Genomic DNA, 21,772 nt, shown 5'->3' with positions numbered 1-21,772 from the left:
ATCATGTCTTCGCACAGCCTGTCGCTGCGCGACGTCGGCGCCCGCGTCGCCGGCTTTCTCGCCGAAACCACCCGGCAGACGGTGTCGGCGCATCTCAGCGCAATGGCGCGCCAGGGCATCCTCGAACGCCATGGTCGCCACGGCTTGCGGGTGTACCGTCTCGACCTGCTCGAACACTGGCGCAGCGGCGCCGGCGCCCCGGACTGATTGCATTTTTCGTCGTCCACCCGACGGACAAGCCGCGCCCGCGGGCGATGATGTGGCCTTCGTCCGTCTTTCGCCTGCCCGCCATGAACCCAGACAACACCCGCTGCAGCTGTTCGACCCGCCCTGACCGCTACGTGAGCTTCAAGGGCATCGACTGCGACGGTAATGCCCGCCGCAGAATGGAACTGCTCGATGCGCTCCGCACCGACGACCCCGACGAACGGGCCCTGCTCGCGCGGCTACGTGAGCGCCGCAGCGCCGCCCGCAGCGTGCAGTGCGACGACCTGTTGCTGCTGGCGAGCTTCGTGAACCCGATCCGGGACCTGTGCGAGCGCCGGAGCCACGGCGACGCCGTTGCACTGCTGGAGCAACTCGAGCAAGAGTGCTTCTGAACCGCGCCCGGAGCGCGTGCATCTTCTTCGGCACCGCAACATGCCCCGGAGGAAGCGTGGGAATACTGCCCCGGGGCGAAGCATTGGTCTATCCTGAAGGCGGGATCGCATGCCAACGGCTTGGGGGGACACATCGGATGCAGGCAGGACGCAGCTTCAGGCGCATTATTGCGGGGACCTTGTTAATACTGTTGTCGTGCGCTGCGGCATTCGCAGGCACGACCCAATCGTTCAACTTCGAGTCGCGCCAGTACGCGGGATCGCGCGATCGCCAGTACAAGGTCTATGTTCCGGACGGCTTGAGCGCGCCGGCCCCCATGGTGATGGCCCTGCACGGATGCCAGCAGAACCACGACGATGTGCTGCGCGACTGGGGTCTGACGGCCGCGGCGGAGCGCTACGGATTCATCCTCGTTACCCCGTTCATCACCAGCTATGACGGACTTCGCAACACCAACTGCTGGGGCTTCTGGTTCGACGGGCACCGCCACGAAGGAAGCGGCGAACCGGAAGACCTGCATCAGATCGGGCGCGAGGTCGAAACCCGTTTTGCGATCGATCCGGCGCGTCGCTACATCACCGGCCTGTCGTCCGGTGCCGCCATGGCGGTGGTCGCCGCCACCACCCACAACGAATACTGGGCGGCCGCCGCGAGCGCATCCGGCCTGCCCTACGGCGAGGCCGCCGCCTCCGTATCGCTGTCCGGCCGCTGCCCCGGATCCGCGACCTTTCGCAGCGTTGACCAGGTGACGCGCGACATGCTGGGCGAACTCGATGACGGCTACGTGATTCCGCTGCTGATCCTGCACAATGACCGCGACTGCACCGTGGTGCAGCCTGCCGGGCGCAACCAGCGCGACGCCCACCTCAAGGTGTTCGGGCGGCCGCCGCACGACACGCCGGCCGCCGCCCGTGCCGCACAACGCCCGTGCGCACCGGTGCTGGGCGAGGACTATGGCTGCGTGCACGAGCTCTATACCGTCGACGGCACCGCCAACACCCGGTCGGTGGTCGAAACCGTGTTCTACAACGGCCCGATCGCCACCCCGGATCCCACCGATACCGATCACGGTCACTACTGGATCGGTGGCGAGGAGGGCAGCAACGGCAGGTGGTCGATGCGCCGCGGGCCGAGCTATCCGGACATCGCGTGGGACTTCTTCGCCCGTCATGCGCGCGACGGCAGCGTGCCCGCCGGCGCGCCACGCATCGTCCTCAATGGCGTCGATCCGGTGCGCATCGAGGTCGGCCAGGCGTTCACCGATCCCGGAGCGACTGCCACCGACCCCGAGGACGGCAGCGTGCCGGTCGTGGCCGATTGCAGCGAGGTCGACACCGCACGCGTCGGGCAATACACGTGCACCTATCGCGCCACCGACGGCGACGGCAATACCACCACGGCGAGCCGGGGCGTCATCGTGTTCGAACCGGGCCCGCCGCCGGGCTGCGCCGAAGTCAGCGCCCCGCCGGCGGCTCATATCACCGCCGGACGCGCGGCCGTGGGCGGCTGGTTCAACCTGCGCGCACTCGCCACCGGCGACCGCCGGGATATCGGCTTTGCATGGGATTACTGGTGGCCGGTCACCTTGTACGAAGGTGCGCCCGGGCAATGGTTCGCAATCCCGCCGACGGCCTGCCGCAACGTGTAGGCCGTCAGCCCCTGCCGTGGCGGCGGTGCGTGCGGGTGCTCAGCGCCCCCGCCGCCGGCGGTGCTGGGACTTGATGCGCGCGATTTCCTCGTGCTGATACTGGAAGGCCTTGATCGCACGGAGCTCGTCCGGTTTCAGCTCGTCGAGTCGCACATGGGCGAGCAGCACCGCCACCACGTCACCGATCTGCCCCAGCTGCCGCCCGTAAGTGCCGACGTCGTTGAGTATCCGCTCCTCCAGTTCGGGGTCGGACGTCTTGCCCAGGTTGATGTTGATCAGCCCGAACTGGCAACCGACCGCGCGCAGGAACCAGTTCCATGGGTTGATCGTCTGGGTGACGTCGCCCGACAACGGCAATTGCAGATTCGGCATGGAGATCTCCTGAAATGACAGTGGGGGCAGGGGCCCGTGCGGTGGCGGCGAGCATCGCTTCCGATCCAAGAATAGGATATCCCGCCGACATTGGCGACCCTCTCCCGGCGGCCCGATCGCGTCCGCGGGCGGCGCATGCGCGGATGCCGCCGCACGTCCGTTCGGTGCCTGTCAGGCCCGTTCGGGCGCCGCCCAGACCCCGGTGCCGGCGAGATACGGCGACGGTTCCACTGCCGACCCCCAGCGCAGCGGCAGCGACCCGGGCAGCCAGCGCGCAGCAGACACCGTGATCCGCAGCAGCCGCAATGCGCCTTCGAACATGGTCGCCGCCGAGCCGTCGTCGACGATCTCGCCGCGGCCGGCCAGCTGCAGCACGGCAGCGCGGTCGAAGTCGACGAAGAGCAGGCCCAGCTGCGGGTCGAGCACGATGTTGCCGAGCGTGTTGTAGTAGTCGTTGCCGCTGAAGTCCGGCAGCGTCAGCGTGGCAGGCCCGGCGCCGCCCTGGTCCACGCGCACGAAACCGGGTCGTCCGCCGCGGTGGGAAACGTCGGCGCCGGCGATGAGGTTCGGGTCGGTGGCGGCCTCCGGGTGCGCGGTGGCGATGAACAGGGTGTCGGCGCCGGCGATCAGCCGGCATGCGGCCGCATCCAGGAGCGGGCCGGACCGGGCAGGCGTGCTTTCCGCGCTGTCGTCTACCCGGCCGCCGGGCGCCGTGGCGGCCGCGAACTCCACCGTTCGCGCCTGGATGTAACGCGGGCAGTTGCCGAAGCTCTCGCGCACGTGCACGCTAAAGCCGTTCTCATCGGTCGCGATGATGATGCCGTTCGCCCGGTTGCGCCGCCGGGTGGGCGGCTCCAGTCCGAGCAGACCGACCCGCGCGCCGGGGCGGATGGCGCCGGCCAGCGGGTCGTGCGCCGTGGGCAGCGTGTCGATACGCAGCGTGCGGTCGTCGGGCGTGGACATGAACCCCGGCGGGCCGGCGAGGATCGATGCCCACGGCTGCCCGTGCCCGTCGGCCGCGCCGACCACGACGTAAGGCTGGCGGGCGAAGAAGATCCGGTGCTGGTCCGGCATGTGGTCGCGGATCAGACGGGTGCCGAGTTCGTCCATCCGCCCGGCCACGCCGGCGCGCGCCTGCAGCAGGCGTTCGCCGGCATGGAATGCGCCGCCGGTGGCGGGCTGGGTGCCGGACATGGTCAGCCCCGGCTCGGGTCGGTGGCGCGGGGCATGGCGACGAAACCGGGCAGCGCTTCGACGCGTTCCAGCCAGGCGCGGACGTGCGGCCACGGTTCGAGCGCGATCGTCCCCTCCGGCGCGCGCGCGGTGTAGCTGTAGAGCGCGAGGTCGGCAATGGTCGGCGCCTGCCCGGTGAGCCATGGCCGGTGCTGCAGTTCGAGATCCATCACCGGCAGCAGGCGGTTGGACAGTGCCAGCGCGGCGCTATCGTCCTCCGCGGTATTGAACACCCGCTTGCGCCGTGCCGCTGCGGGGCCGAAGGCGAGCATGCCGGCGGCGACCGACAGCCAGCGCTGGACCGCGGCCGCGGCAACCGGTTCGCGCGGCAGCCAGTCGATCGCGCGACCCTGGCCGTAGCGGCTCGCCAGATACACCAGGATGGCGTTGGAATCGGCGATTACCCCCTCGCCATCCTCCAGCACCGGCACCTGGCCGAAAGGGTTCAGGGCGAGGAAGCCCGGCTTGCGATGGGCGCCGCCGGCGAGGTCCACCGGACGGTATTCGAAGGGCAGGCCGAGCAGCGACAGGAACAGCTCTACCCGGTGGCAGTGGCCCGACAGCTTTACGCCATGCAGCACCAGAGGGCGGGCGGGGGTGGAAGTGGATGGTGTCATCGTGGTCTCCGTGGGTGATGGCACCATTGTCTTTAGTGCGAACGAAGCAGTAAATGACAGCGTAGGATTAGACTCTTCCGGTTTTCGCAGCAATCGCACCATGGACAAGCTCAGGGCGATGCAGATCGCCGTTGCCATTGCCGACGGCGGCAGCCTCACCGCGGCCGCCGATCGCCTCGATATCTCGCTGCCGGTGGTGGTGCGCATCCTTGCCGCGCTCGAGTCGCAGCTCGGCGTGCGCCTGTTCAACCGCAGCACGCGCCGGCTCGCACTCACCGGCGAAGGACGGCAGTACGTGGCGCAGTGCCGCCAGATCCTCGCCGACATCCACGACGCCGAGGCCGCGCTGCTCGGCGACGCGGTCGACCCCGCCGGTGCGATCGCGGTCACCGCGCCGGTGCTGTTCGGGCAGAAGCACGTGGCGCCGGTGGTGACCGCCTTTGTCCGCCACCACACCCGCATGCATGTGGACCTGCGGCTCTACGACCGGGTGGTGAACCTGCTCGACGAGCAGATCGATGTCGCGATCCGGATCGGCATGCTCGAAGACCAGTCGCTGGTCGCCCATCCGCTCGGCAGCCTGCGCCGCATCGTGGTCGCCGCGCCGGACTATCTTGCCAGCCGCGGCGTGCCGGCCCACCCGCGCGAACTGGCCGCGCACGACTGCGTGGTGTTCGCCACCGGTGGCGGCAGCGCCTGGCGCTTCGTCGACGGCGGGCGCGAATTCGCCGTCGCAGTGAGCGGGCGGCTCGGCTTCAACCATGTCGCGCCGGCGGTGGATGCCTGCCGCGCAGGCATCGGGCTCGGTACCTTCATCTCCTATCAGGTCGCCGACGACCTGCGCGCCGGCCGCCTGCAGGCGGTGCTCGAAGCCTACGAACTGCCACCACGACCGGTGCACGTGGTGTATCCGCACGCCCGCCTGTTGCCGGTGCGCACGCGGGTGTTCGTGGACTGGATCCGGCGCGAACTCGGCGGGCGGCTCGCCGCGCTGTGAGGCGTGCGTGCCGCAGCGCGGCCGCGCGCTTGTCGGCTTTGTCGGGTTGACGCCACATTCCCCGCTGCGGAGCCATTCAGGATCAATGGCTTGCGCATGGTCCCGGACTTGCTTCCGTGCTGTTTCGGAGGGAGCAATGAAACATCATCTGGACTGGACAGGGTACGAAACGGCCGGGCAGGGCGACGCCTATGCGGGCATACCCGCCACCGGCGGCGACTTCGCCAAGGCGGTGGCGGTGTGCATCAGCGACCGTCTGTGCCAGCGCAGGCCGAAAGGGGTGATGTGCCCCAGCTTTCGCGCCACCGACGACGCGCTGCAGTCACCCGGCGGCCGGGTGCTGGCGCTCAAGGCCGCGCTCAACGGCGAGCTCGGCCCTGCCCCGTTTGCCGACCCGCGCCTGGCCGAGGCGATGGAGCTGTGCGTGGGGTGCAAGGGGTGCAAGCGCGAATGCGCGAACCAGATCGACATGGCGGCGATCAAGATCGAATGGCAGGCCCAGCGCAACGCGATCACCGGTGTGCCGGCGCGAGATCGCCTGTTCGCCAGCCTGCCGCGCTGGCTCGACCGTCATCCCCGTCTGCTGCGGATCGCGGTGCGCCTGCGCAATCGCATTCCGGCGCTGGCGCGGCTGCTCGAGCGCCGCATCGGCATCGCCGCCAGCCGCAGCCTGCCCGAGCCGGTCGCGCGCCCCTACCAGGCACCCGTTCCGGTGTCGGCGAGCCCGGCCCTGGCCGATGGCGGACGCGACGTGTTCCTGTTTGTCGACACCTTCGCCCGTCACTTCGAGCCCGCCATTGCCGCTGCGGCGCACACCGTGCTCGACGCCGCCGGCTATCGGGTGACGGTGCTCGGGCCGGCTGCCGACGACCCCGAGCCGGGCCGCGCGCTGTGCTGTGGCCGCACCTGGCTGTCGCTGGGCCAGGTCGAGGCGGCCCGCCGCGAGGCGCTGCGCATGCAGGCCGCACTGCGCCCGGCGCTCGCCGCCGGGACCCCGGTGATCGGGCTGGAACCCTCGTGCATCCTGTCGCTGCGCGACGACCACCTCAAGCTCGGTCTCGGCCCCGAGGCCGAGGCGCTGGCTAAACAGGTCTTCCTGTTCGAGGAGTTCATCGCCCGCGAATATGACCGCAAGCGCCTGACCATCGCGCTCAGGCCGCTCGGGCGGCCCAAACTGCTGGTGCACGGCCACTGCCACCAGAAGGCCGTGGGGGCGATGAAATCGCTGCGCAAGGTGCTGCGCCTGATCCCCGATCTCGAATTCGAGTTCATCGAAGCCAGCTGCTGCGGCATGGCCGGCAGCTTCGGGCTCGAAGCGGAGCACGCCGCGATCTCGAAGCGGATGGCCGAACTCGACCTGCTGCCCGCGCTGCGCGCCGCACCGGATGCACCACTGCTGGCCAATGGCTTCTCCTGCCGCCACCAGATCGTCGACGGCGTGGCGCGACGGCCGGCGCATGTGGCGGAGCTGATGCGGGATGCGCTGGCGTGACGGCGGACAGCGCGTCGGCGACGCCCGGCCCGGCACCGCTCTGCCCGCGGCGGTGCCCTGCGAACCCCCTTTCCCCACGATCCAGTGAGCGCAATCCATCATGAGCAAAATCGGCATATTCTTTGGCACCGAAACCGGCACCACACGGCTGATCGCAAAGAAGATCCACAAGAAGCTGGGCGACGAGATTGCCGACAAACCGGTCAATGTCAACCGTATCGGCGTGGACGCGATGCTGCAGTACGACGCCCTGATCCTGGGCACGCCGAGCTATGGCATCGGCGAGATTCCGGGGCGCAGTGCGGGCTGCCTCGAACCCAACTGGGAGGAGTTTCTGGCCGGGTTCGACAGCGCGGATTTCTCGGGCAAGCGCATCGCGCTGTTCGGGCTCGGCGCCCAGGAACGCTACGCGGACCGCTTCGCCAGCTCGCTGATCCGGCTGCATGAGGTGTTCTCCGGCTTCGGCGCCGAGATCGTCGGCAGCTGGAGCACCGAGGGCTATACCTTCGAGCACTCCGCCTCGATCGTGGATGGGCGTTTCGTCGGGCTGGTGATCGATGCGCGCACCCAGGGCATGCACACCGACGAGCGCATCGATGTGTGGCTCGAACAGGTCAGACCGTTGTTGCTGGGGAAGATCGGCGTGGAGGCATAGGCCTGCCCCGCCGGGGCAGGGGCGGCGAATAGATGAAGGTGCAGCCCGTTTCGGGATCATGATCAGATAATCCTGATTTCGCCCTTTTTCGGAAGTCGCCGCCATGAACGACCCGGCACTGCTGTGGCCACTGCTTCTGCTGCGCCTGTGCGCCGGTATCCCGGCGCGGGGCGCGGGCCTTGTGCTGGTCGCGGCGCTTGGCGGATGCACGTCGCTCGCGACCCTGCCCCCCGATACCAACTATCAATCCCGCGTCGGACGGGTGGCGGTCGTCGCCGCCGAGCAGACGCCGGAGCTCGACTTCGAGGGCTTCGCGCACGGTACGACGGCGGCGGCGAGCGCCGGCGGCGGGACATTCGTGCAGTGCCTGAGTGCGCTCGGTTCCGGAGGTTGCAGTGGCGACTACTGTGGGGCGGCCTTGCTGTTCGGCGTGGGCGTGTGCGGGATCTTCGGACTGGTCAGCGGCGTTGCCGGCGCGGTCGCCACCCCGCCCGCCGCGACCCTCGCGGCGACCCGGGCGACACTGGCCCGCTCGGTGGAGGCCAGGGCCGTTCAGGAGTCCTTGCGCCGTGCGGTGGAGGCGGTCGTGGTGCTGAAGGGCGCGCCGATGGTGGCGGCGTCCGCCTCGATGCGGGACACCGGCGGCGGCCGGGACTTCACCGCACTGGCCGGGCACGGCATCGATACCGTACTCGAAACCGCCCTGACCGCTGCCGGCACCGAGGGCGGCGAACGCGGTTCCCCGGCCACGGCCTACATGCAGGTCCGGGTCCGGCTGGTGAATACACACGACAATGCCGAGCTGCATGCGTCCGACTTCCGCTATGAGGGCCGGCGCCTCACGCTGGCGGCGTGGTCGGCCGATGGCGGACGGGCGCTGCAGCAGGAGCTGGACCAAGGGTTTCAGGTGCTCGGTGCACATATCTACGACTATGTGTTCGACTGGTATGCCTTCCCCGACCAGAGCGTCACTCCGTTCGCCGGTGTGCTGTCCGCCGCCTTCGGCCTGGCGCCGGTGTCTCCGGCCACGCGCGTATCACTGAGCGGCGACAACCCGATCGCGCGTTACCTGGAGTGGACGGGCGTCGACTCGGTGAATCCGGTGCTGAACTGGCAGTCGTTTCCGCGCAAGGGGGATGTCATGGCGGCCCCTGCCGACATGGACCGGGTGCGCAATGTCACCTATGACTTGGTGATCGCCGAAGAGGACAACCTCGCGCCGGCGAAGATCGTCTACCGCCGCGACCGCCTGCCCGCCCCGAAGCATCGTCTGGAAACTGCGCTGCAGCCGTCGACGCGGTACTTCTGGACGGTGCGCGCACGCTTCGATCTGGATGGACGGAGCCGGGTGACCGAATGGGGTTCGACCCATTTTGCGGTAAGACAGAAGTTCACCGCGCCGTCGGTGTTCTCGTATCGCTTCAGAACGCCGTAGGCCCGGTGGGCGGAATCGCCGCCTTGCCGACCTTGCGTGCGAGCCATACCCAACTACCATGGAAGCGAGCGGCCGCTGCCATCGGTGTCGGCGGGCGACATTCGGTAGGCGACAAGAACCAGGCTGCGCTGCACAGCCTCGAGCCAGGGAGACTCCTCATGAACGATCAGAGCGCAGGGACCGTCGTCCGCATCCCCGGCCGGCTTCAACCCGACGAGCCGCTGTGGCTGGCCAGCCAGATTGCCGCGGGCTCGCCGCTGTTTGCCAACGCGCGCCCGGCGCGTGCGTTCCGGCTGGGCGGGACCGGCGCCCGCGGCAATGCGGCCGAGGGGGTCACCGAGCGCATCCCGGATGACGCGCTGGTCGAGATCGAGTTCGAAAGCGGGCTGCGCTTCTGGACCGCAGGGGCGCAGTTGCGCGAGCGGCTGCAGGCGGCCGGCGGCGATACCACCCGCGGCGCAGGAGATGTCGGGGGGGGCTGGGAGCTGCCGGCCAGCATCACGCCCGCGGTCCAGGGCACCCGCGGGGTGGCCGGCAAGCTGGCGATCAAGGCGCTGCGCTGGGTGGGACTCGATCCGGTGCAGGCCGGGGTGGACAAGCTGGTCGAGTTGGCGGAGACGCGCTCGGTGCCGCGCGAGGGACTGTTTCGGGTCGGCGACGACGGGATCGTCGGCGACCCGCTCGATGCGCCCATCCCGGAGGGCGCCCGCACGCTGATCCTGATCCACGGCACCGCGTCGAATACGCGCGGCAGCTTCTCCCGGCTGTGGCTGAACCAGCCCAGACAGTGGGCTCGCCTGCGGGCCTGGTTTGGCGAGCGCATCTACGCCCTCGATCACTGCACCCTGACCAAGAGTCCGATCGACAACGCCCTCCGGCTCGCCCGCCTGCTGCCGCGGCGGGGCGCGGTGCGCCTGCTGTCGCACTCGCGCGGGGGGCTGGTCGGGGAATTGCTGTGTCTGGACCCGGCGCGGATCGATCGCATCGGGGTGGGCGCCACGCTGGATGCCGCCAAGACCGGCAAGCTCGCCACCGACGCGGCGCTCGACGGGCAGAAGACGCAGTTCTTCGAGCTGATGCAGGAACTCGAAAGCCGCCCCGAGCTGGAGATCGAGCGCTTCGTCCGGGTCGCCTGTCCGGTCATCGGCACCACGCTGCTGGGACGGAAACTCGATCAGTGGTTTTCGCTGCTGGTGCTGGCCGCGATCGCCGACGAGATGCGGCGCAGCAACAGCCGGGGGCTCGTCGCCAGCGCGCTAGGATCGCTGGCGCGCTACGGCCTGGACACGCTCGCCGAGATCACCGCCGGCATCGTCGCCAGCCGCAAGGAGGCCCACCAGCTGCCCGGTCTGGAAGCGCAGATGCCGCAGTCGGCGCTGGTGCGCATCCTCAACGGCAACCAGGGCCGCGGGGAGTTGTTCGTGGTCGCCGGCGATGCCGAGCCCGCGGAACAGCAATGGCTGGCCGAATTGCGCTTCGGCCTGGTCGACCGCTATTTCGAGCACGACCACGATCTGGTGGTGGATACCCGCGCCATGCTCGACGGCCCCGCCCGCGCCGGGCGCAAGCTGCTCTTTCGCAGCGGAACGGACGTCAATCATTTCAGCTATTTCGGTAACGACGACAGCGCCGCCGCGATCGCCGCCGCTCTCACCGATGGCGCCGAAACCCGCACCGTGTTTCGCGACTACAGCGGCGAATGGCCCTTGCCGGACGATACGTCGCGCGGCCTGTTCGCACCCCGCCCGCTGGCCGACCCGCCGCTTGAGAGTGCGCGCGGCATCGTGCTCATCGTGCCCGGGCTGTGCGGGTCGGAATTGCGGGTGGCGGGCCGCGACGTGTGGGCCGACATCCTGTCGCTGGCCTGGGGGGCGTTCGGCAAGACCCTGGGCATCGACAACCCCGCGGTGGAAGCGGGCGAGCCGCTCGCCCGCAGCTACCTCGCGCTGGCGAACGCCCTGCGGCGCGAGGGCTATGTGGTGCGCATGCACGGCTACGACTGGCGCAAGTCGATCGTCGACTCCGCCGACGGCCTGGCCGCGGCGCTGACCCGGGCGCTGGACGATTCGACCCCGCGCAAGCTGCCGGTGCATGCGATCGTCCATTCGATGGGCGGGGTGCTGATCCGTACCACCTTTGCCAAGGACGCGGACCTGTGGCGGCGGTGGAAGGACCAGCCCAGCCGGGATGCGCGGGTGATCATGCTCGGCACCCCCAACCGCGGCTCGCACGCGGTGACCCTGGTATTCACCGCGCGCGACGGGTTTTTCGGCAAGCTTGCGCTGATCGATCTGCACCACACCCAGGCCGAACTGCTGGCAACGGCCAATGTCTTCCCCGGCGTGCTCGAACTGCTGCCGCGGGATCCGGCGGAGAACGGCGACGAGATCCGCCTGCCCGCCACCTGGGCGCATTTTCACAAGGCCGACGATGCGCGCTGGCCGCTGTTGGCCGAGGGCCCGCTGACGGCATCGGCCACGCTGTGGGAAACCCTGCTCAAGGATGATCCGCTCACCACCCACGAACGTCTGATCTACATTGCCGGCACTGCGCCGGAAACGCCGCTGCGCGCGGAGGTCGGTGCCGACGGCAAGTTCCACCTGCTCAAGACGGCGGAGGGCGATGGCCGTGTCACCTGGTCCAGCGGCATTCCGCCGGCATGCAGGGACGGTCAGCGCTGCTATTACATGGGCGCGGTGCACGGCGACATGCCGGAGCACGTCGACGCCTATCCGGCGCTGCTCGATCTGCTGCAGAAGGGCACCACCAGCCATCCCGCCCTGGCGCGCCAGCCCGCACCGCCACAGGCGCGCGGCGCCCTCGAGGCGGCGGGCGAGTATGCCCCGCTCGGCGCTGCCGACCTCAGCCACTTCCCGTCGCGCGAGGATCTGCTGGCGAGCGCCACCGGCGCCACGCTGGAGGCCGCCCGGGTGCGGCCGCGCGCCGACGACCGGGCGGCGGTGCGGGTGATCCACGGCGACCTGATCTATGTCGATTCGCCGGTGCTGGTGGGACACAAGCAGGGGGTCAACAACCTCGAGCAGGCCGAATACATCCTCAATCACGCCTTGAACGGGCGTTTGCAGCGTCGTCTGGACGCCGGCATCTATGCCGGTCCGCTCAAGAGCTTCGCGCTCTTTCCGCGCCAGCCCGACGAGACCTCGGCGTTCGGCGCCATCGTCATCGGCATCGGCCGGATCGGCGAGCTGTCACCCGGCCGGCTGGCAGACGGCGTGGCGCGCGCGCTCGCCGCCTACGCCATCGCGATGCTCGAGGAACGCGACCGTATGCGTGGCCCGCAGGCGGCGGACGACGGTGGTCAGGCGCTCGAACTGCCGGTGAGCGCGCTGCTGATCGGCGCCGGCATCGGCGAAATGAGCCTGCCGGACTCGGTGGCCGCGATCCTGCGCGGTCACCGCAATGCGCGCGAGCGCCTCGTCGACGCCGGCGTCGACGCCCGGGTCCGGCTGTCCGCACTCGATTTCATCGAGCTGCTCGAAGACCGCGCGATCCAGGCGCTGAAGGCGGCGCGCGATGCGGTTGCGCTCGATGGCGAGTTGCGCCGCCGCTTCACCGTAGCCGACACCCTGGCCACCAACGTCGGTGGCCAGCACCGCGCCTACGCCGAAGTGGTCGAAGGCGCGTGGGCGCGCATTGCGATCAGCGCGGTCAGGATCGCCGATGGCAGCGGCACGCAGTTGCTGTTCGACGCCTATGGCGAGCTGGCGCGGACCGAACGGCTGTACAACGGCATTCCGCTCGACAGCATCGAGCGCCTCACCCGCGAGCTGATCGCCCGGGAGAGCGACGACGAAGAAATCGGGCGCACCCTGTTCGAGCTGCTGTTGCCGCACTGGCTGAAGGATCAGGCGCCCGACCGCCGACGCGCGCAACTGGTGCTGGACGCCGCTGCCGCCGCCATCCCGTGGGAGCTGTTGCGCGACCGCATGGCCGACCGCAGCGATCGGGGTGGCGAGCCCTTGTCGGTACGCAGCGGCCTCGTCCGCCAGTTGGCGTCCGGGCGTTTCCGTCAGCGCATCCAGCGTGCGGATGGCTACCATGCGCTGGTGGTGGGCGACCCCGACCTCGGTGGGCTGAGCAAATACTTTCCGCAGCTGGCCGGGGCGCGCAGCGAAGCCGCGCGCGTCGCCGGCCTGCTCGACGAGGGCGGCTACAGCGCGCCCACGGCCTTGCTCGGCAGCTCGGCGCAGCGCATCCAGATCGCGCTCTACCAGCAGGATTGGCGGATCATGCATCTGTCGGGTCATGGGGTATATCGCGAGATTCTGCCCACCGCCGGCGACGGGGACTGCGCCGACGGGGTACCGGTAACCGGCATGCTGATCGGCGAGAACAGTCTGCTGACCACGGCCCACATCGAGCAGATGCGGGTGGTGCCGGACTTCGTGTTCCTCAACTGCTGTTCGCTCGGCCGCATCGAAACCGACGGTGCGACGCTGGACCATAGCCGGCCGGGCAATCCGGCGCTGGCGGCCAACCTCGCCACCCAGTTGATCGAGATGGGGGTGCGCGGCGTGATCGCGGCCGGGTGGCGGGTGCTCGACGATGCGGCGGCGCTGTTCGCCACCACCTTCTATGCGTGCTTCCTCGACGGCGAAACCTTCGGCGAGGCGGTCCTCGCCGCACGCCGGGCGACCTATGACCGCTTCCCGCGCAGCAATACCTGGGGCGCCTACCAGTGTTATGGCGATCCCGGCCTGTTGTTGCCCCGTCCCCCCAGCCGCAGCGGTCGCAGGGTGCGCCCGGTGCGTTACGATTTCGTGGCGCCACGCGAGGTGCTGGTCGAACTCGAGCGCCTGTCGCAGCAAACGCGCTATCGCGCGATGGAATCGGCACATGGCCGCCAGCGCGGAGAAGAGCGCATCGACGCCCTCGCCCGTCTGTGCGAAGGGCGCGGATGGGGTGCGCGCGGCGACATCCAGGAGGCGTTCGGGCGGCTGTGGGGCGAACTCGGCGACCATGACCGGGCCATTGCCAGCTATCGCGCGGCGCAGGCCGCCGGCGACGCCAGCGCGTCGCTCAAGACCACCGATCAGCTCGTCAACATGCTCGCGCGGCGCGGTTCGGAGCTGATCGACGCCGCCGCCGATCGCCCGGAGGACAAGGCGCGCGGCAATGCCCTGCTCACCGAAGCGGAGACCCTGATCGACCAGCTGATCGCGATCGCGCCCAATGCCGAACGCTACTGCCTGAAGGGCAGCCTGTGCCGGCGCCGGCTCAGGACGACGGCCGACGACGAGCTGGACCGCGCCCTGCGCCGCATGGCGGACGCCTACCAGGCCGCCGAACGCTTCGCCACCGAGCCGGGCGGACGGCTGTACTACCCGGCGCTCAGCGTCCTTCATGCCACCCTGCTGCGCCAACTGCTCGGCACCCTCAGCGCGGCGGAGCTCGACGCCGCATGGGCGCGCATCGAGGCGGTCAGGAGCGAACTGGAAAACCCCGGATTCGAAGCGATGAACTTCTGGGATCGGGTCGCCCGCCACGACCTTGCGCTCGTCGAGGCCCTGCTCGATGCCGCCTGCAACGGACCGCGCCAGCTCGACGCGCGGCTCGACAAGGCGCGGCGCGGGTATCAGGAACTGCTGGCCTACACTTCCACACGCGAGCGCGGTTCGGTGGCGAGTACGCTCGATGCGCTCGTGGGCTTCCTACACCGCTTGCCCCAGGGCGGCCGCAAGGGCGGCCATATTGGGCGGGCGCGAACGCTGGTCAGCAGCCTGAAGACCCTGGCCGACGCCCTCCGCAGCTCCTAGGAGGCGGTCGGACTCGAGGCTGATCTACTGCGCCAGTGGGAGCAGCGGTCCAATCCGCCCGTTTTTTCGTTGCACAGAATGACTATGCGCCTCAAGAACGGCCGAATCTGTCCTCGGTTTCCCACTCGGCTCGCGACGATCGCTCGAGTCCGACCCCGTCCCGGGCGGCCGTCCGGAGCGGAAGGGCAGCGAACAGACCGCCGCCCCATCGCGGCGACACCACCCGCGCGGATGACCAGCGGAGCAGGAAGACCGTTACAATGACGCGGGTTTTGGTCCCCGGCACGGCGTTTCTGACCGAGATCACCATTGTGCATCGCTACATCGGGTCCATCATCGCCTGCAACGGGCGATGGCGGTCATGAGGACGTGCGCGCGGGGATACTGACCGCCTGCATTTGTTCGAAATCGATAATGAAGGGAGCAGGATCGGAATGGCCCATGCCGACCACCAGGGAAGGCCCGATGTGCGCCGGATTTTGGCCCGTGGCGCGGGCCGCGGCGGTAGCGAGTGAGCAGTGAAGTGCCGTCCTGAGGGACCGTACCCTCACGCGTCGATGACGATGCGGTGCTCCCCGACGAGCGCCCGGCGCGACCCCGCCGACCGCCTGGCGCGGGCGTACCGGGCGGGGCTCGAGCGCCTCGTGTGCTTCTGGTGCTTCTGGTTTATGGCGCTCGCGATCGCCTGCCTGCCCGCGCTCGGACGCGCCGCGGAAACCGTTCGCCCGCCCCCTGACACGGCGCCGGCCGCAGCCGGGGCAGCGCGCGCGGCGCCGGAACTGGACCTGACCGAGCAGGAAGCGGCCTGGCTCGCCGCGCATCCGGTGATCCGGGTCGGCATCGACCGTGATTTCGCGCCCTATGAATGGATCGACGAAGACGGCAAGTACGTCGGCCTGGCCGCCGACTACATGCGGATACTCGAAGCAAGACTGGGGGTGCGCTTCGAGATCATCGGCAATCAGCCGTGGGCCGTGGTGCTCGACATGGCCAGGCGCGGCGAACTGGAGTTGCTGTCGTGTGCGGTCAGGACGCCGGAACGGGAGCAGTTCCTGACCTTTGCCGAACCCTACAAGTCGACCCGTGCGGTGATCATCGACCAGGGCCGGGGGGATTTCATCGGCAGCCTGGATCACCTGGCCGGCAAGCGCGTGGCGATCGAAAAAGGCTACTTCATGCAGGAACTGCTCGCCACCAACCATCCGCGCATCCAGCTGGTGTTGGCGGGCAACACCAAAGAGGCGCTGAAGCTGGTGTTCGACGGCAGTGCGGATGCCTATGTCGGCGATGCCGGCACCACCAACTATGCAATCAAGCGCGAAGGCCTGCTCACGCTGCGCTTTTCCGGCCTGACCGAGTATTTCAGCCGGCACAGCGTGGCGATCCATCGCGACCACCCGGAACTGGCATCCATCGTCACCAAGGCGATGGCCACCATCCCTGCGCACGAAGCCGATGCCATCTTCAATCGCTGGCTGGGGCTGCGGATCGAACAGGGGGTCAGGATCGAGACCCTGGTCGGCTACGCTGCGGGCGTGGTGGGTTTCTTTCTGTTGTTTGCTTACTGGGTGCTTCGCCTGCGGCGGGAGATCGGCGTCCGCAAGCTGGCCGAACTGCACCAGCAGCACCACAACCGGGTGCTGCAGATGCTGGCCGAAAAGGCCCCGCTGACGCGGGTGCTGAACGCCATTTGCGGCAACGTGGAAGCGCTCAATCCAGACATGTCGTGCCGCATCGGGCTGGTGGATGACGACGGCCGGTCGCCGTGGCCGCCGGCGTTCGACCCCGCCCGCCGCCCGGGAGCCGGCTCCTGCTGGTCGCAGCCGATCCGCTCCGGGCAGGGCGACCTGCTCGGCGCATTCCTCATCGAGCATCGGCATCCACGTCCGCCGTCGGCCGCCGACCTGCAACTGATCGAGGATGAGGCGCGCCTCGCTGCCCTCGCCATCGAGAAGTCCGCGGACGAAGCGCGCCTGCAACTCGCCGCCAGCGTGTTCACCCATGCCCGCGAAGGCATCATGATCACCGACCCCGAAGGCACCATCGTCGAGATCAACGACACCTTCACCCACATCACCGGCTACAGCCGCGAAGAAGCCCTCGGCCAGAATCCGCGGCTGCTGAAATCAGGGCGGCAGGCACCGGAGTTCTACGCCGCGATGTGGGAGCAGCTGAAGACCAGCGGCCACTGGGCCGGGGAAATATGGAACCGGCGCAAGGACGGCGAGGTTTTCGCCGATCTGCGCACCATCAGTGCGGTACGCGACGCCGCCGGAACGACGCAGAATTTCGTCGCCCTGTTCACCGACATCACCCCGATGAAGGAACATCAGCAGCAGCTCGAGCACATCGCCCATTTCGACGCCCTGACCGGCCTCCCCAACCGGGTGCTGCTGGCCGACCGCCTGCAGCAGGCGATGATCAAGAGCAGGTGGCGCGACCAGTCGCTGGCGGTGGCCTATCTCGATCTCGATGGTTTCAAGGCGGTCAATGACCGCTACGGCCATCACGTCGGCGACGAACTGCTGATCATCATCTCGCGACGGATGAAGGCGGTGCTGCGCGATGGCGATACGCTGGCGCGCATCGGCGGCGACGAGTTCGTCGCGGTGCTGTTCGATCTCGAGCAGCCGCAGGACTGGAAGCCGGTGATCGCCCGCCTGCTGCAGGCCGCCGCCGATCCGGCGACGGTGGGCGATGCCGTGGTACAGGTCACGGTCAGCATCGGGGTGACCCTCTACCCCCAGGACGGGGCCGACGCCGACCAGCTGATGCGCCATGCCGACCAGGCCATGTACGGCGCCAAGCAGGAGGGCAAGAACCGCTATCACCTGTTCGACGTCGATCACGACGCCGCGTTGCAAAGCTGGCGCGACAGTCTCGAGCACATCTGCCGCGCCCTGGTGCGGCGCGAGTTCGTGCTGTACTACCAGCCCAAGGTCAACATGAAGACGGGTGCGGTGATCGGCGCCGAAGCCCTGATCCGCTGGCAGCACGCCGAGCGTGGCCTGCTGGCGCCGGCGGCCTTCCTGCCGATCATCGAAAAGCACCCGGTGAGCGTGGAGCTGGGCGAATGGGTCATCGACACTGCACTGACGCAGATGAGCGCATGGCGCGCGGTGGGCTTCGACATCGCGGTCAGCGTGAACGTCGCCGCCCGCCAGCTGCAGATGGCCGACTTCGTGCCTCGTCTGGAGGCGTTGCTGGCCGCCCATCCCGACGTCGAGCCGCGCTGTCTCGAACTGGAAGTGCTGGAAACCAGCGCGATGGACGACATGGCCCATGTGTCGGCGGTGATGCATGCGTGCCACGCGCTCGGCGTCCGCTTCGCGCTGGACGACTTCGGCACGGGCTATTCCTCGCTCACCTATCTCAAGCGCCTGCCGGCCGACATCCTCAAGATCGACCAGAGCTTCGTGCGCGACATGCTCGACGACGCGGACGATCTGGCCATCATCGAGGGCGTGATCGGGCTGGCCACCGCGTTCCGGCGCGAAGTGATCGCCGAAGGCGTGGAAACGGTGACACACGGCGAGCTGTTGCTGACCCTCGGCTGCGAACTGGCGCAGGGCTACGGTATCGCCCCGCCGATGCCGGCCGCGGAACTCCCCGGCTGGACCGCGACCTGGCGTCCGGACGCCGCGTGGACGGCGCGGCGCGAGCACCCGTCGCTGCGCGGAGAGGCGACGCTGGAGCCCGCTTCGGGGTAGTGCACCGGCAGCGGCTAATGCCCGTGACCGTGTTTGTGATGGGGCTTGGCAGGGGCTGGTTCGGGGGCCGGCGGCGGGTGGCGGATCACGACCACGGACTCGTCCGGCTCGAACCAGAACTCGCCGTGGGGAACATCGGGCTTGCCGGTGAGCAACAGGATCAATCCGTCGACGGTATCGACCTGGGTGACGGTTTCCCACGCATGGGTCGGATGCTTGCTGCTGTCGGGACCGTTGTAGATGTGATCGCCGATCCGGACCTCGGCTGCGGTGATGGTGATCCTGTTGGTCATGCCCCGCGTCCTCCTGAACCGCCCGCAGCACCGCCGCGGAGGTCACCCGATCATGCGCTTTCCCGCGAACGGGCGCCACGCGATCGATCGCGGTGTCGCGATCATCCGCCGCGCCGGCTCAAGCAGGCCACGCCCGTGCGAGCAGCGTGTCCGCGATCGACGGGGTGACGAGGAGACCCGCCACCTGTCCGCCCGGATGGGCGAAGCGGCTGGCGATGAAGGTTTCCGCCACTTCCGCGGGGGCATGGCGCATCAGCAGGCTGGCCTGGGCGAGCAGCACCAGTTGCATGGCCATCCGTCGGGCGTGCCAATCGACGTCGGCGGGCGCGCGCAACTGCGTGGTCATGGCCGCCAGCGCGTGGGCCAGGGCGGGTTCGGTGGCGCAGATTGCGGCGAGGTTGTGCAACAGCAGCGCGGTGCTGTCGGACTCGCGGGCAATGGCGCGCAGGACGTCGAGGCACATGATGTTGCCGGCGCCTTCCCAGATCGAGTTGACCGGGGCTTCCCGCACCAGGCGTGCCATCGGGCCGTCTTCGACGTAGCCGTTGCCGCCGCACACTTCCATGCATTCGGCGGTGAATGCGATCGCGCGCTTGCAGATCCAGAACTTGGCGGCAGGGGTGACGATGCGCCGCCAGGCACGGGCGAGCGCGGTGGTTTCGGTGCCGACGGCGGTGTCGAGATCGACCGCCGCGGCCAGGTGCATGGCCAGCATGGTGGCGGCTTCGCTTTCGAGCGCGAGGTCGGCGAGCACGTTGCGCATCAGGTCCTGCTCGATCAGCGGGCGGCCGAAGGCGCTGCGGTGGCGGGCGTGGTGGATGGCCTCGATCAGCGCGCGGCGCATCAGCGCGGCACTGCCGAGCACGCAGTCGAGCCGGGTCTGCACCGCCATGCCGACGAGGGTGGGGATGCCGCGCCCGGGCTCGCCGACCAGGATGCCGGCGGCGTCGTGGAACTCGACCTCGGACGAGGCATTGGAGCGGTTGCCGAGCTTGTCCTTGAGGCGCTGGATGTGCACCCCGTTGAGTCGTCCGTCCGCCCGCCAGCGCGGGACGAAGAAGCACGACAGGCCGTCGTCGCAGCGCGCGAGCACGAGGTGGGCATCGGCGGTGGGCACGGAGTAGAACCACTTGTGGCCGTCCACCGTGTATTCCTGGCCGCGGCCGGCGGTCGCGAGCGGGCGGGCGCGGGTGGTGTTGGTGCGCAGGTCGGAGCCGCCCTGCTTCTCGGTCATGCCCATGCCGATCGTCACCGAGCGCTTGGCGGCGAGCGGGATGTCGCGCGCGTCGTAGTCACGGGTGTTCAGCTTTGCTGCCAGGGTGGCGAACAGTGCCGGTTCGCGGCGCAGCACCGGCACCGCGGCGAAGGTCATCGTCACCGGGCACAGCGAGCCGGCTTCGGCCTGGCCGTGGAGAAAGAACGACGCCGCGCGCGCCACGTGAGCGCCGGCCTGCGGCTCGAACCAGGCCGCGGCGTGGACGCCGTCGGCATGGAGCATCTCCATCAGCCGCGTCCATGCGGGATGAAAATCGACCCGGTCGATGCGGTGGCCGTCGGCGTCGTGGGTGACCAGCTGCGGCGGATGGCGATTGGCGAGGTCGGCGGTTTCCATCGTCGCCGCGCTGCCGAGGCGTTCGCCCTGCTCGGCCAGCGCCGGGGCATGCCAGTCCGCCCCTTCGCGCGCTACCGCTTCCTGCAGCACGGGATCGGCGGTAAACAGGTTGATGTCGCTCAGCGGCGGCACCTGGTTGAGTCCTGCATCGCGGTCCGGCATGGTGATTCACTCCAGCACACGGCGCGCCGGCCAAGGTTCAGCCGAAGCGCACGCAATAGATCGGCGGCAGATGGGCCGAAATGCACTGCCAGCGATCGCCACCATCCTCCGAGATCCACAGCCCGCCGGTGGTGGAGCCCATCGCCAGGCGTTCGCCGGTGTCGTCCACCGTGAGGCCGTGACGGTAGATGAGATCATAGGCGGGCACCGGGGGCAGGCCGTCGGACAGGGTCTCGAAGCTGCGGCCACCGTCGCGGGTGCGGGTCACCACCAGCCGCGCGTCCACCGGGATCCGGCATTCGTCCTTCACCGCGGGCACAAACCATGCGGTGTCGGGCTGCTGCGGGTGGACCGCGACCGCGAAGCCGAAACTCGACGGTCCCGCGTGCACCTCGTGCCAGTGGTGGCCGCCGTCGATGGAACGGAAGATGCCGTTGTGGTGCTGCACCCACAGCGTGTCGGGCTCGCCCGCACACTGCCCCATCCGGTGCGGATCCTGGATCTCGGGGTCGTCGCGGCGCTCGGGCGGCATGTATTCGGCATGCATGCCGGCGCTGGTGCACACCCAGTCGCGGCCGCCGTCGAGGGTTTGCCAGATGCCGCCGCAGGACACCGCGAGGGTGAGGTGGCGACTGCCGCGCGGGTCGACGCAGATCGAATGGATGCCGGGGTAGTCGTAGCCGCCGCCGAACCAGCGGCTGCGCTCCGGACGGTCCCATAGCGCGCGGTTCAGTTCCCAGCTGTCGGCTCCGTCGGCGGAGCGGAACAGACCGCCGGGAAGGGTACCGGCCCACAGCACGGCGGGCTCGTCGGCACCCCCGGCCTCGAGCGCCCAGATCTGCTGTAGCGACCACGGTGCGACCTTGGGCTGGTCCGGCGCGGGCGGCGGCGCGGGCTCCGCCGCCTCCGGCCGGGGCGGATAGACCGGCACGGCACAGGCTTCCCACTCCTGCCCGCCGTCACGGCTGCGCCACAGCTTGACCCCGAAATGACCGAGGTTGAGCGCGGCGTACAGAGTGTCGTCACGCGGATCGGCCAGTACCATGCTGACCGGTTCGCCGAGGAACTGCGTCGGGGTCGGCTGCCACTGCCCATCGCCGAGGCGATGCAGGATGAACAGACCCTTGCGGGTGGCGACGAGAAGTCGGTCTTTCATGTCGTGGATCTCC

15 protein-coding genes are annotated in these 21,772 nt (G+C 69.1%); 9 read left to right on the top strand and 6 right to left on the bottom strand.

Annotated features, from left to right (window positions below; all coding sequences use genetic code 11):
* Window positions 1-3 precede the first annotated feature (3 nt).
* The 3 genes from AC3A35_RS20250 to AC3A35_RS20240 all read left to right on the top strand — a co-directional run bounded on the left by AC3A35_RS20250 (window position 4) and on the right by AC3A35_RS20240 (window position 2,248).
* Window positions 4-207, top strand: coding sequence for a hypothetical protein (locus AC3A35_RS20250; protein ID WP_487438110.1), 204 nt, complete (start codon window positions 4-6; stop codon window positions 205-207).
* Window positions 208-290: 83 nt separating this feature from the next.
* The gene (gene cowN, locus AC3A35_RS20245; protein WP_487438109.1) at window positions 291-599 is read left to right on the top strand and encodes a N(2)-fixation sustaining protein CowN; all 309 of its coding nucleotides are present in this window, start codon (window positions 291-293) and stop codon (window positions 597-599) included.
* Window positions 600-736: 137 nt separating this feature from the next.
* A complete protein-coding gene (locus tag AC3A35_RS20240; RefSeq protein WP_487438108.1) occupies window positions 737-2,248 on the top strand; it encodes an extracellular catalytic domain type 1 short-chain-length polyhydroxyalkanoate depolymerase in 1,512 nt (503 codons plus the stop codon).
* A gap of 39 nt (window positions 2,249-2,287) precedes the next feature.
* On the opposite strand, the gene AC3A35_RS20235 is transcribed toward AC3A35_RS20240, so the two are convergent.
* The 3 genes from AC3A35_RS20235 to AC3A35_RS20225 all read right to left on the bottom strand — a co-directional run bounded on the left by AC3A35_RS20235 (window position 2,288) and on the right by AC3A35_RS20225 (window position 4,470).
* Complete coding sequence (locus AC3A35_RS20235) at window positions 2,288-2,620, bottom strand: hypothetical protein (RefSeq protein ID WP_487438107.1); 333 nt, start codon at window positions 2,618-2,620, stop codon at window positions 2,288-2,290.
* Between the two features lie 171 nt (window positions 2,621-2,791).
* Window positions 2,792-3,814 carry a flavin-nucleotide-binding protein gene (locus AC3A35_RS20230; RefSeq protein WP_487438106.1) on the bottom strand — a complete coding sequence of 341 codons (1,023 nt, stop codon included), beginning with the start codon at window positions 3,812-3,814 and terminating at the stop codon, window positions 2,792-2,794.
* Between the two features lie 2 nt (window positions 3,815-3,816).
* Window positions 3,817-4,470, bottom strand: a complete 654-nt coding sequence (locus AC3A35_RS20225) for a glutathione S-transferase family protein (RefSeq protein WP_487438105.1) — start codon at window positions 4,468-4,470, stop codon at window positions 3,817-3,819.
* A 100-nt stretch (window positions 4,471-4,570) separates the two neighbouring features.
* Between AC3A35_RS20225 and AC3A35_RS20220 the strand changes: the two genes are divergently transcribed.
* The 6 genes from AC3A35_RS20220 (at window position 4,571) to AC3A35_RS20195 (ending at window position 18,536) form a co-directional block, all read left to right on the top strand.
* Window positions 4,571-5,467, top strand: a complete 897-nt coding sequence (locus tag AC3A35_RS20220) for a LysR family transcriptional regulator (RefSeq protein WP_487438104.1) — start codon at window positions 4,571-4,573, stop codon at window positions 5,465-5,467.
* Between the two features lie 136 nt (window positions 5,468-5,603).
* Entirely contained in the window at window positions 5,604-6,959 is a 1,356-nt protein-coding gene (locus AC3A35_RS20215; RefSeq protein ID WP_487438103.1) for a (Fe-S)-binding protein, read from the top strand.
* A gap of 100 nt (window positions 6,960-7,059) precedes the next feature.
* Window positions 7,060-7,614, top strand: coding sequence for a flavodoxin (locus tag AC3A35_RS20210; RefSeq protein ID WP_487438102.1), 555 nt, complete (start codon window positions 7,060-7,062; stop codon window positions 7,612-7,614).
* Window positions 7,615-7,717: 103 nt separating this feature from the next.
* Window positions 7,718-9,049 (top strand): hypothetical protein, encoded by a 1,332-nt coding sequence (locus AC3A35_RS20205; RefSeq protein ID WP_487438101.1) that lies wholly within the window; start codon window positions 7,718-7,720, stop codon window positions 9,047-9,049.
* A 158-nt stretch (window positions 9,050-9,207) separates the two neighbouring features.
* Window positions 9,208-14,826: a DUF7379 domain-containing protein gene (locus tag AC3A35_RS20200; RefSeq protein ID WP_487438100.1), complete on the top strand. Its 5,619-nt coding sequence runs from the start codon at window positions 9,208-9,210 to the stop codon at window positions 14,824-14,826.
* A 563-nt stretch (window positions 14,827-15,389) separates the two neighbouring features.
* The gene (locus AC3A35_RS20195) at window positions 15,390-18,536 is read left to right on the top strand and encodes an EAL domain-containing protein (protein ID WP_487438099.1); all 3,147 of its coding nucleotides are present in this window, start codon (window positions 15,390-15,392) and stop codon (window positions 18,534-18,536) included.
* A 14-nt stretch (window positions 18,537-18,550) separates the two neighbouring features.
* On the opposite strand, the gene AC3A35_RS20190 is transcribed toward AC3A35_RS20195, so the two are convergent.
* From AC3A35_RS20190 to AC3A35_RS20180, 3 genes are all read right to left on the bottom strand, one after another.
* Complete coding sequence (locus AC3A35_RS20190; protein WP_487438098.1) at window positions 18,551-18,829, bottom strand: hypothetical protein; 279 nt, start codon at window positions 18,827-18,829, stop codon at window positions 18,551-18,553.
* 118 nt (window positions 18,830-18,947) lie between these two features.
* Complete coding sequence (locus AC3A35_RS20185; protein ID WP_487438097.1) at window positions 18,948-20,603, bottom strand: isovaleryl-CoA dehydrogenase; 1,656 nt, start codon at window positions 20,601-20,603, stop codon at window positions 18,948-18,950.
* Between the two features lie 37 nt (window positions 20,604-20,640).
* The gene (locus AC3A35_RS20180; protein WP_487438096.1) at window positions 20,641-21,759 is read right to left on the bottom strand and encodes a WD40/YVTN/BNR-like repeat-containing protein; all 1,119 of its coding nucleotides are present in this window, start codon (window positions 21,757-21,759) and stop codon (window positions 20,641-20,643) included.
* Window positions 21,760-21,772 lie beyond the last annotated feature (13 nt).

It is taken from the genome of Azoarcus sp. Soil_N_20, from assembly GCF_057656155.1.
The sequence above is the reverse complement of the archived record's forward strand: the minus strand, read 5'-3'. Positions and strand labels throughout refer to the sequence as shown.

Excerpts from the sequence above, each read along its gene's own strand:
- cowN (WP_487438109.1), top strand. The coding sequence starts at position 291 with ATGAACCCAGACAACACCCGCTGCAGCTGTTCGACCCGCCCTGACCGC.
- AC3A35_RS20190 (WP_487438098.1), bottom strand. The coding sequence starts at position 18,829 with ATGACCAACAGGATCACCATCACCGCAGCCGAGGTCCGGATCGGCGAT.
- AC3A35_RS20180 (WP_487438096.1), bottom strand. The coding sequence starts at position 21,759 with ATGAAAGACCGACTTCTCGTCGCCACCCGCAAGGGTCTGTTCATCCTG.
- AC3A35_RS20200 (WP_487438100.1), top strand. The coding sequence starts at position 9,208 with ATGAACGATCAGAGCGCAGGGACCGTCGTCCGCATCCCCGGCCGGCTT.
- AC3A35_RS20185 (WP_487438097.1), bottom strand. The coding sequence starts at position 20,603 with ATGCCGGACCGCGATGCAGGACTCAACCAGGTGCCGCCGCTGAGCGAC.
- AC3A35_RS20220 (WP_487438104.1), top strand. The coding sequence starts at position 4,571 with ATGGACAAGCTCAGGGCGATGCAGATCGCCGTTGCCATTGCCGACGGC.
- AC3A35_RS20235 (WP_487438107.1), bottom strand. The coding sequence starts at position 2,620 with ATGCCGAATCTGCAATTGCCGTTGTCGGGCGACGTCACCCAGACGATC.
- AC3A35_RS20240 (WP_487438108.1), top strand. The coding sequence starts at position 737 with ATGCAGGCAGGACGCAGCTTCAGGCGCATTATTGCGGGGACCTTGTTA.
- AC3A35_RS20230 (WP_487438106.1), bottom strand. The coding sequence starts at position 3,814 with ATGTCCGGCACCCAGCCCGCCACCGGCGGCGCATTCCATGCCGGCGAA.
- AC3A35_RS20205 (WP_487438101.1), top strand. The coding sequence starts at position 7,718 with ATGAACGACCCGGCACTGCTGTGGCCACTGCTTCTGCTGCGCCTGTGC.
- AC3A35_RS20210 (WP_487438102.1), top strand. The coding sequence starts at position 7,060 with ATGAGCAAAATCGGCATATTCTTTGGCACCGAAACCGGCACCACACGG.
- AC3A35_RS20195 (WP_487438099.1), top strand. The coding sequence starts at position 15,390 with ATGCGGTGCTCCCCGACGAGCGCCCGGCGCGACCCCGCCGACCGCCTG.
- AC3A35_RS20225 (WP_487438105.1), bottom strand. The coding sequence starts at position 4,470 with ATGACACCATCCACTTCCACCCCCGCCCGCCCTCTGGTGCTGCATGGC.
- AC3A35_RS20215 (WP_487438103.1), top strand. The coding sequence starts at position 5,604 with ATGAAACATCATCTGGACTGGACAGGGTACGAAACGGCCGGGCAGGGC.
- AC3A35_RS20250 (WP_487438110.1), top strand. The coding sequence starts at position 4 with ATGTCTTCGCACAGCCTGTCGCTGCGCGACGTCGGCGCCCGCGTCGCC.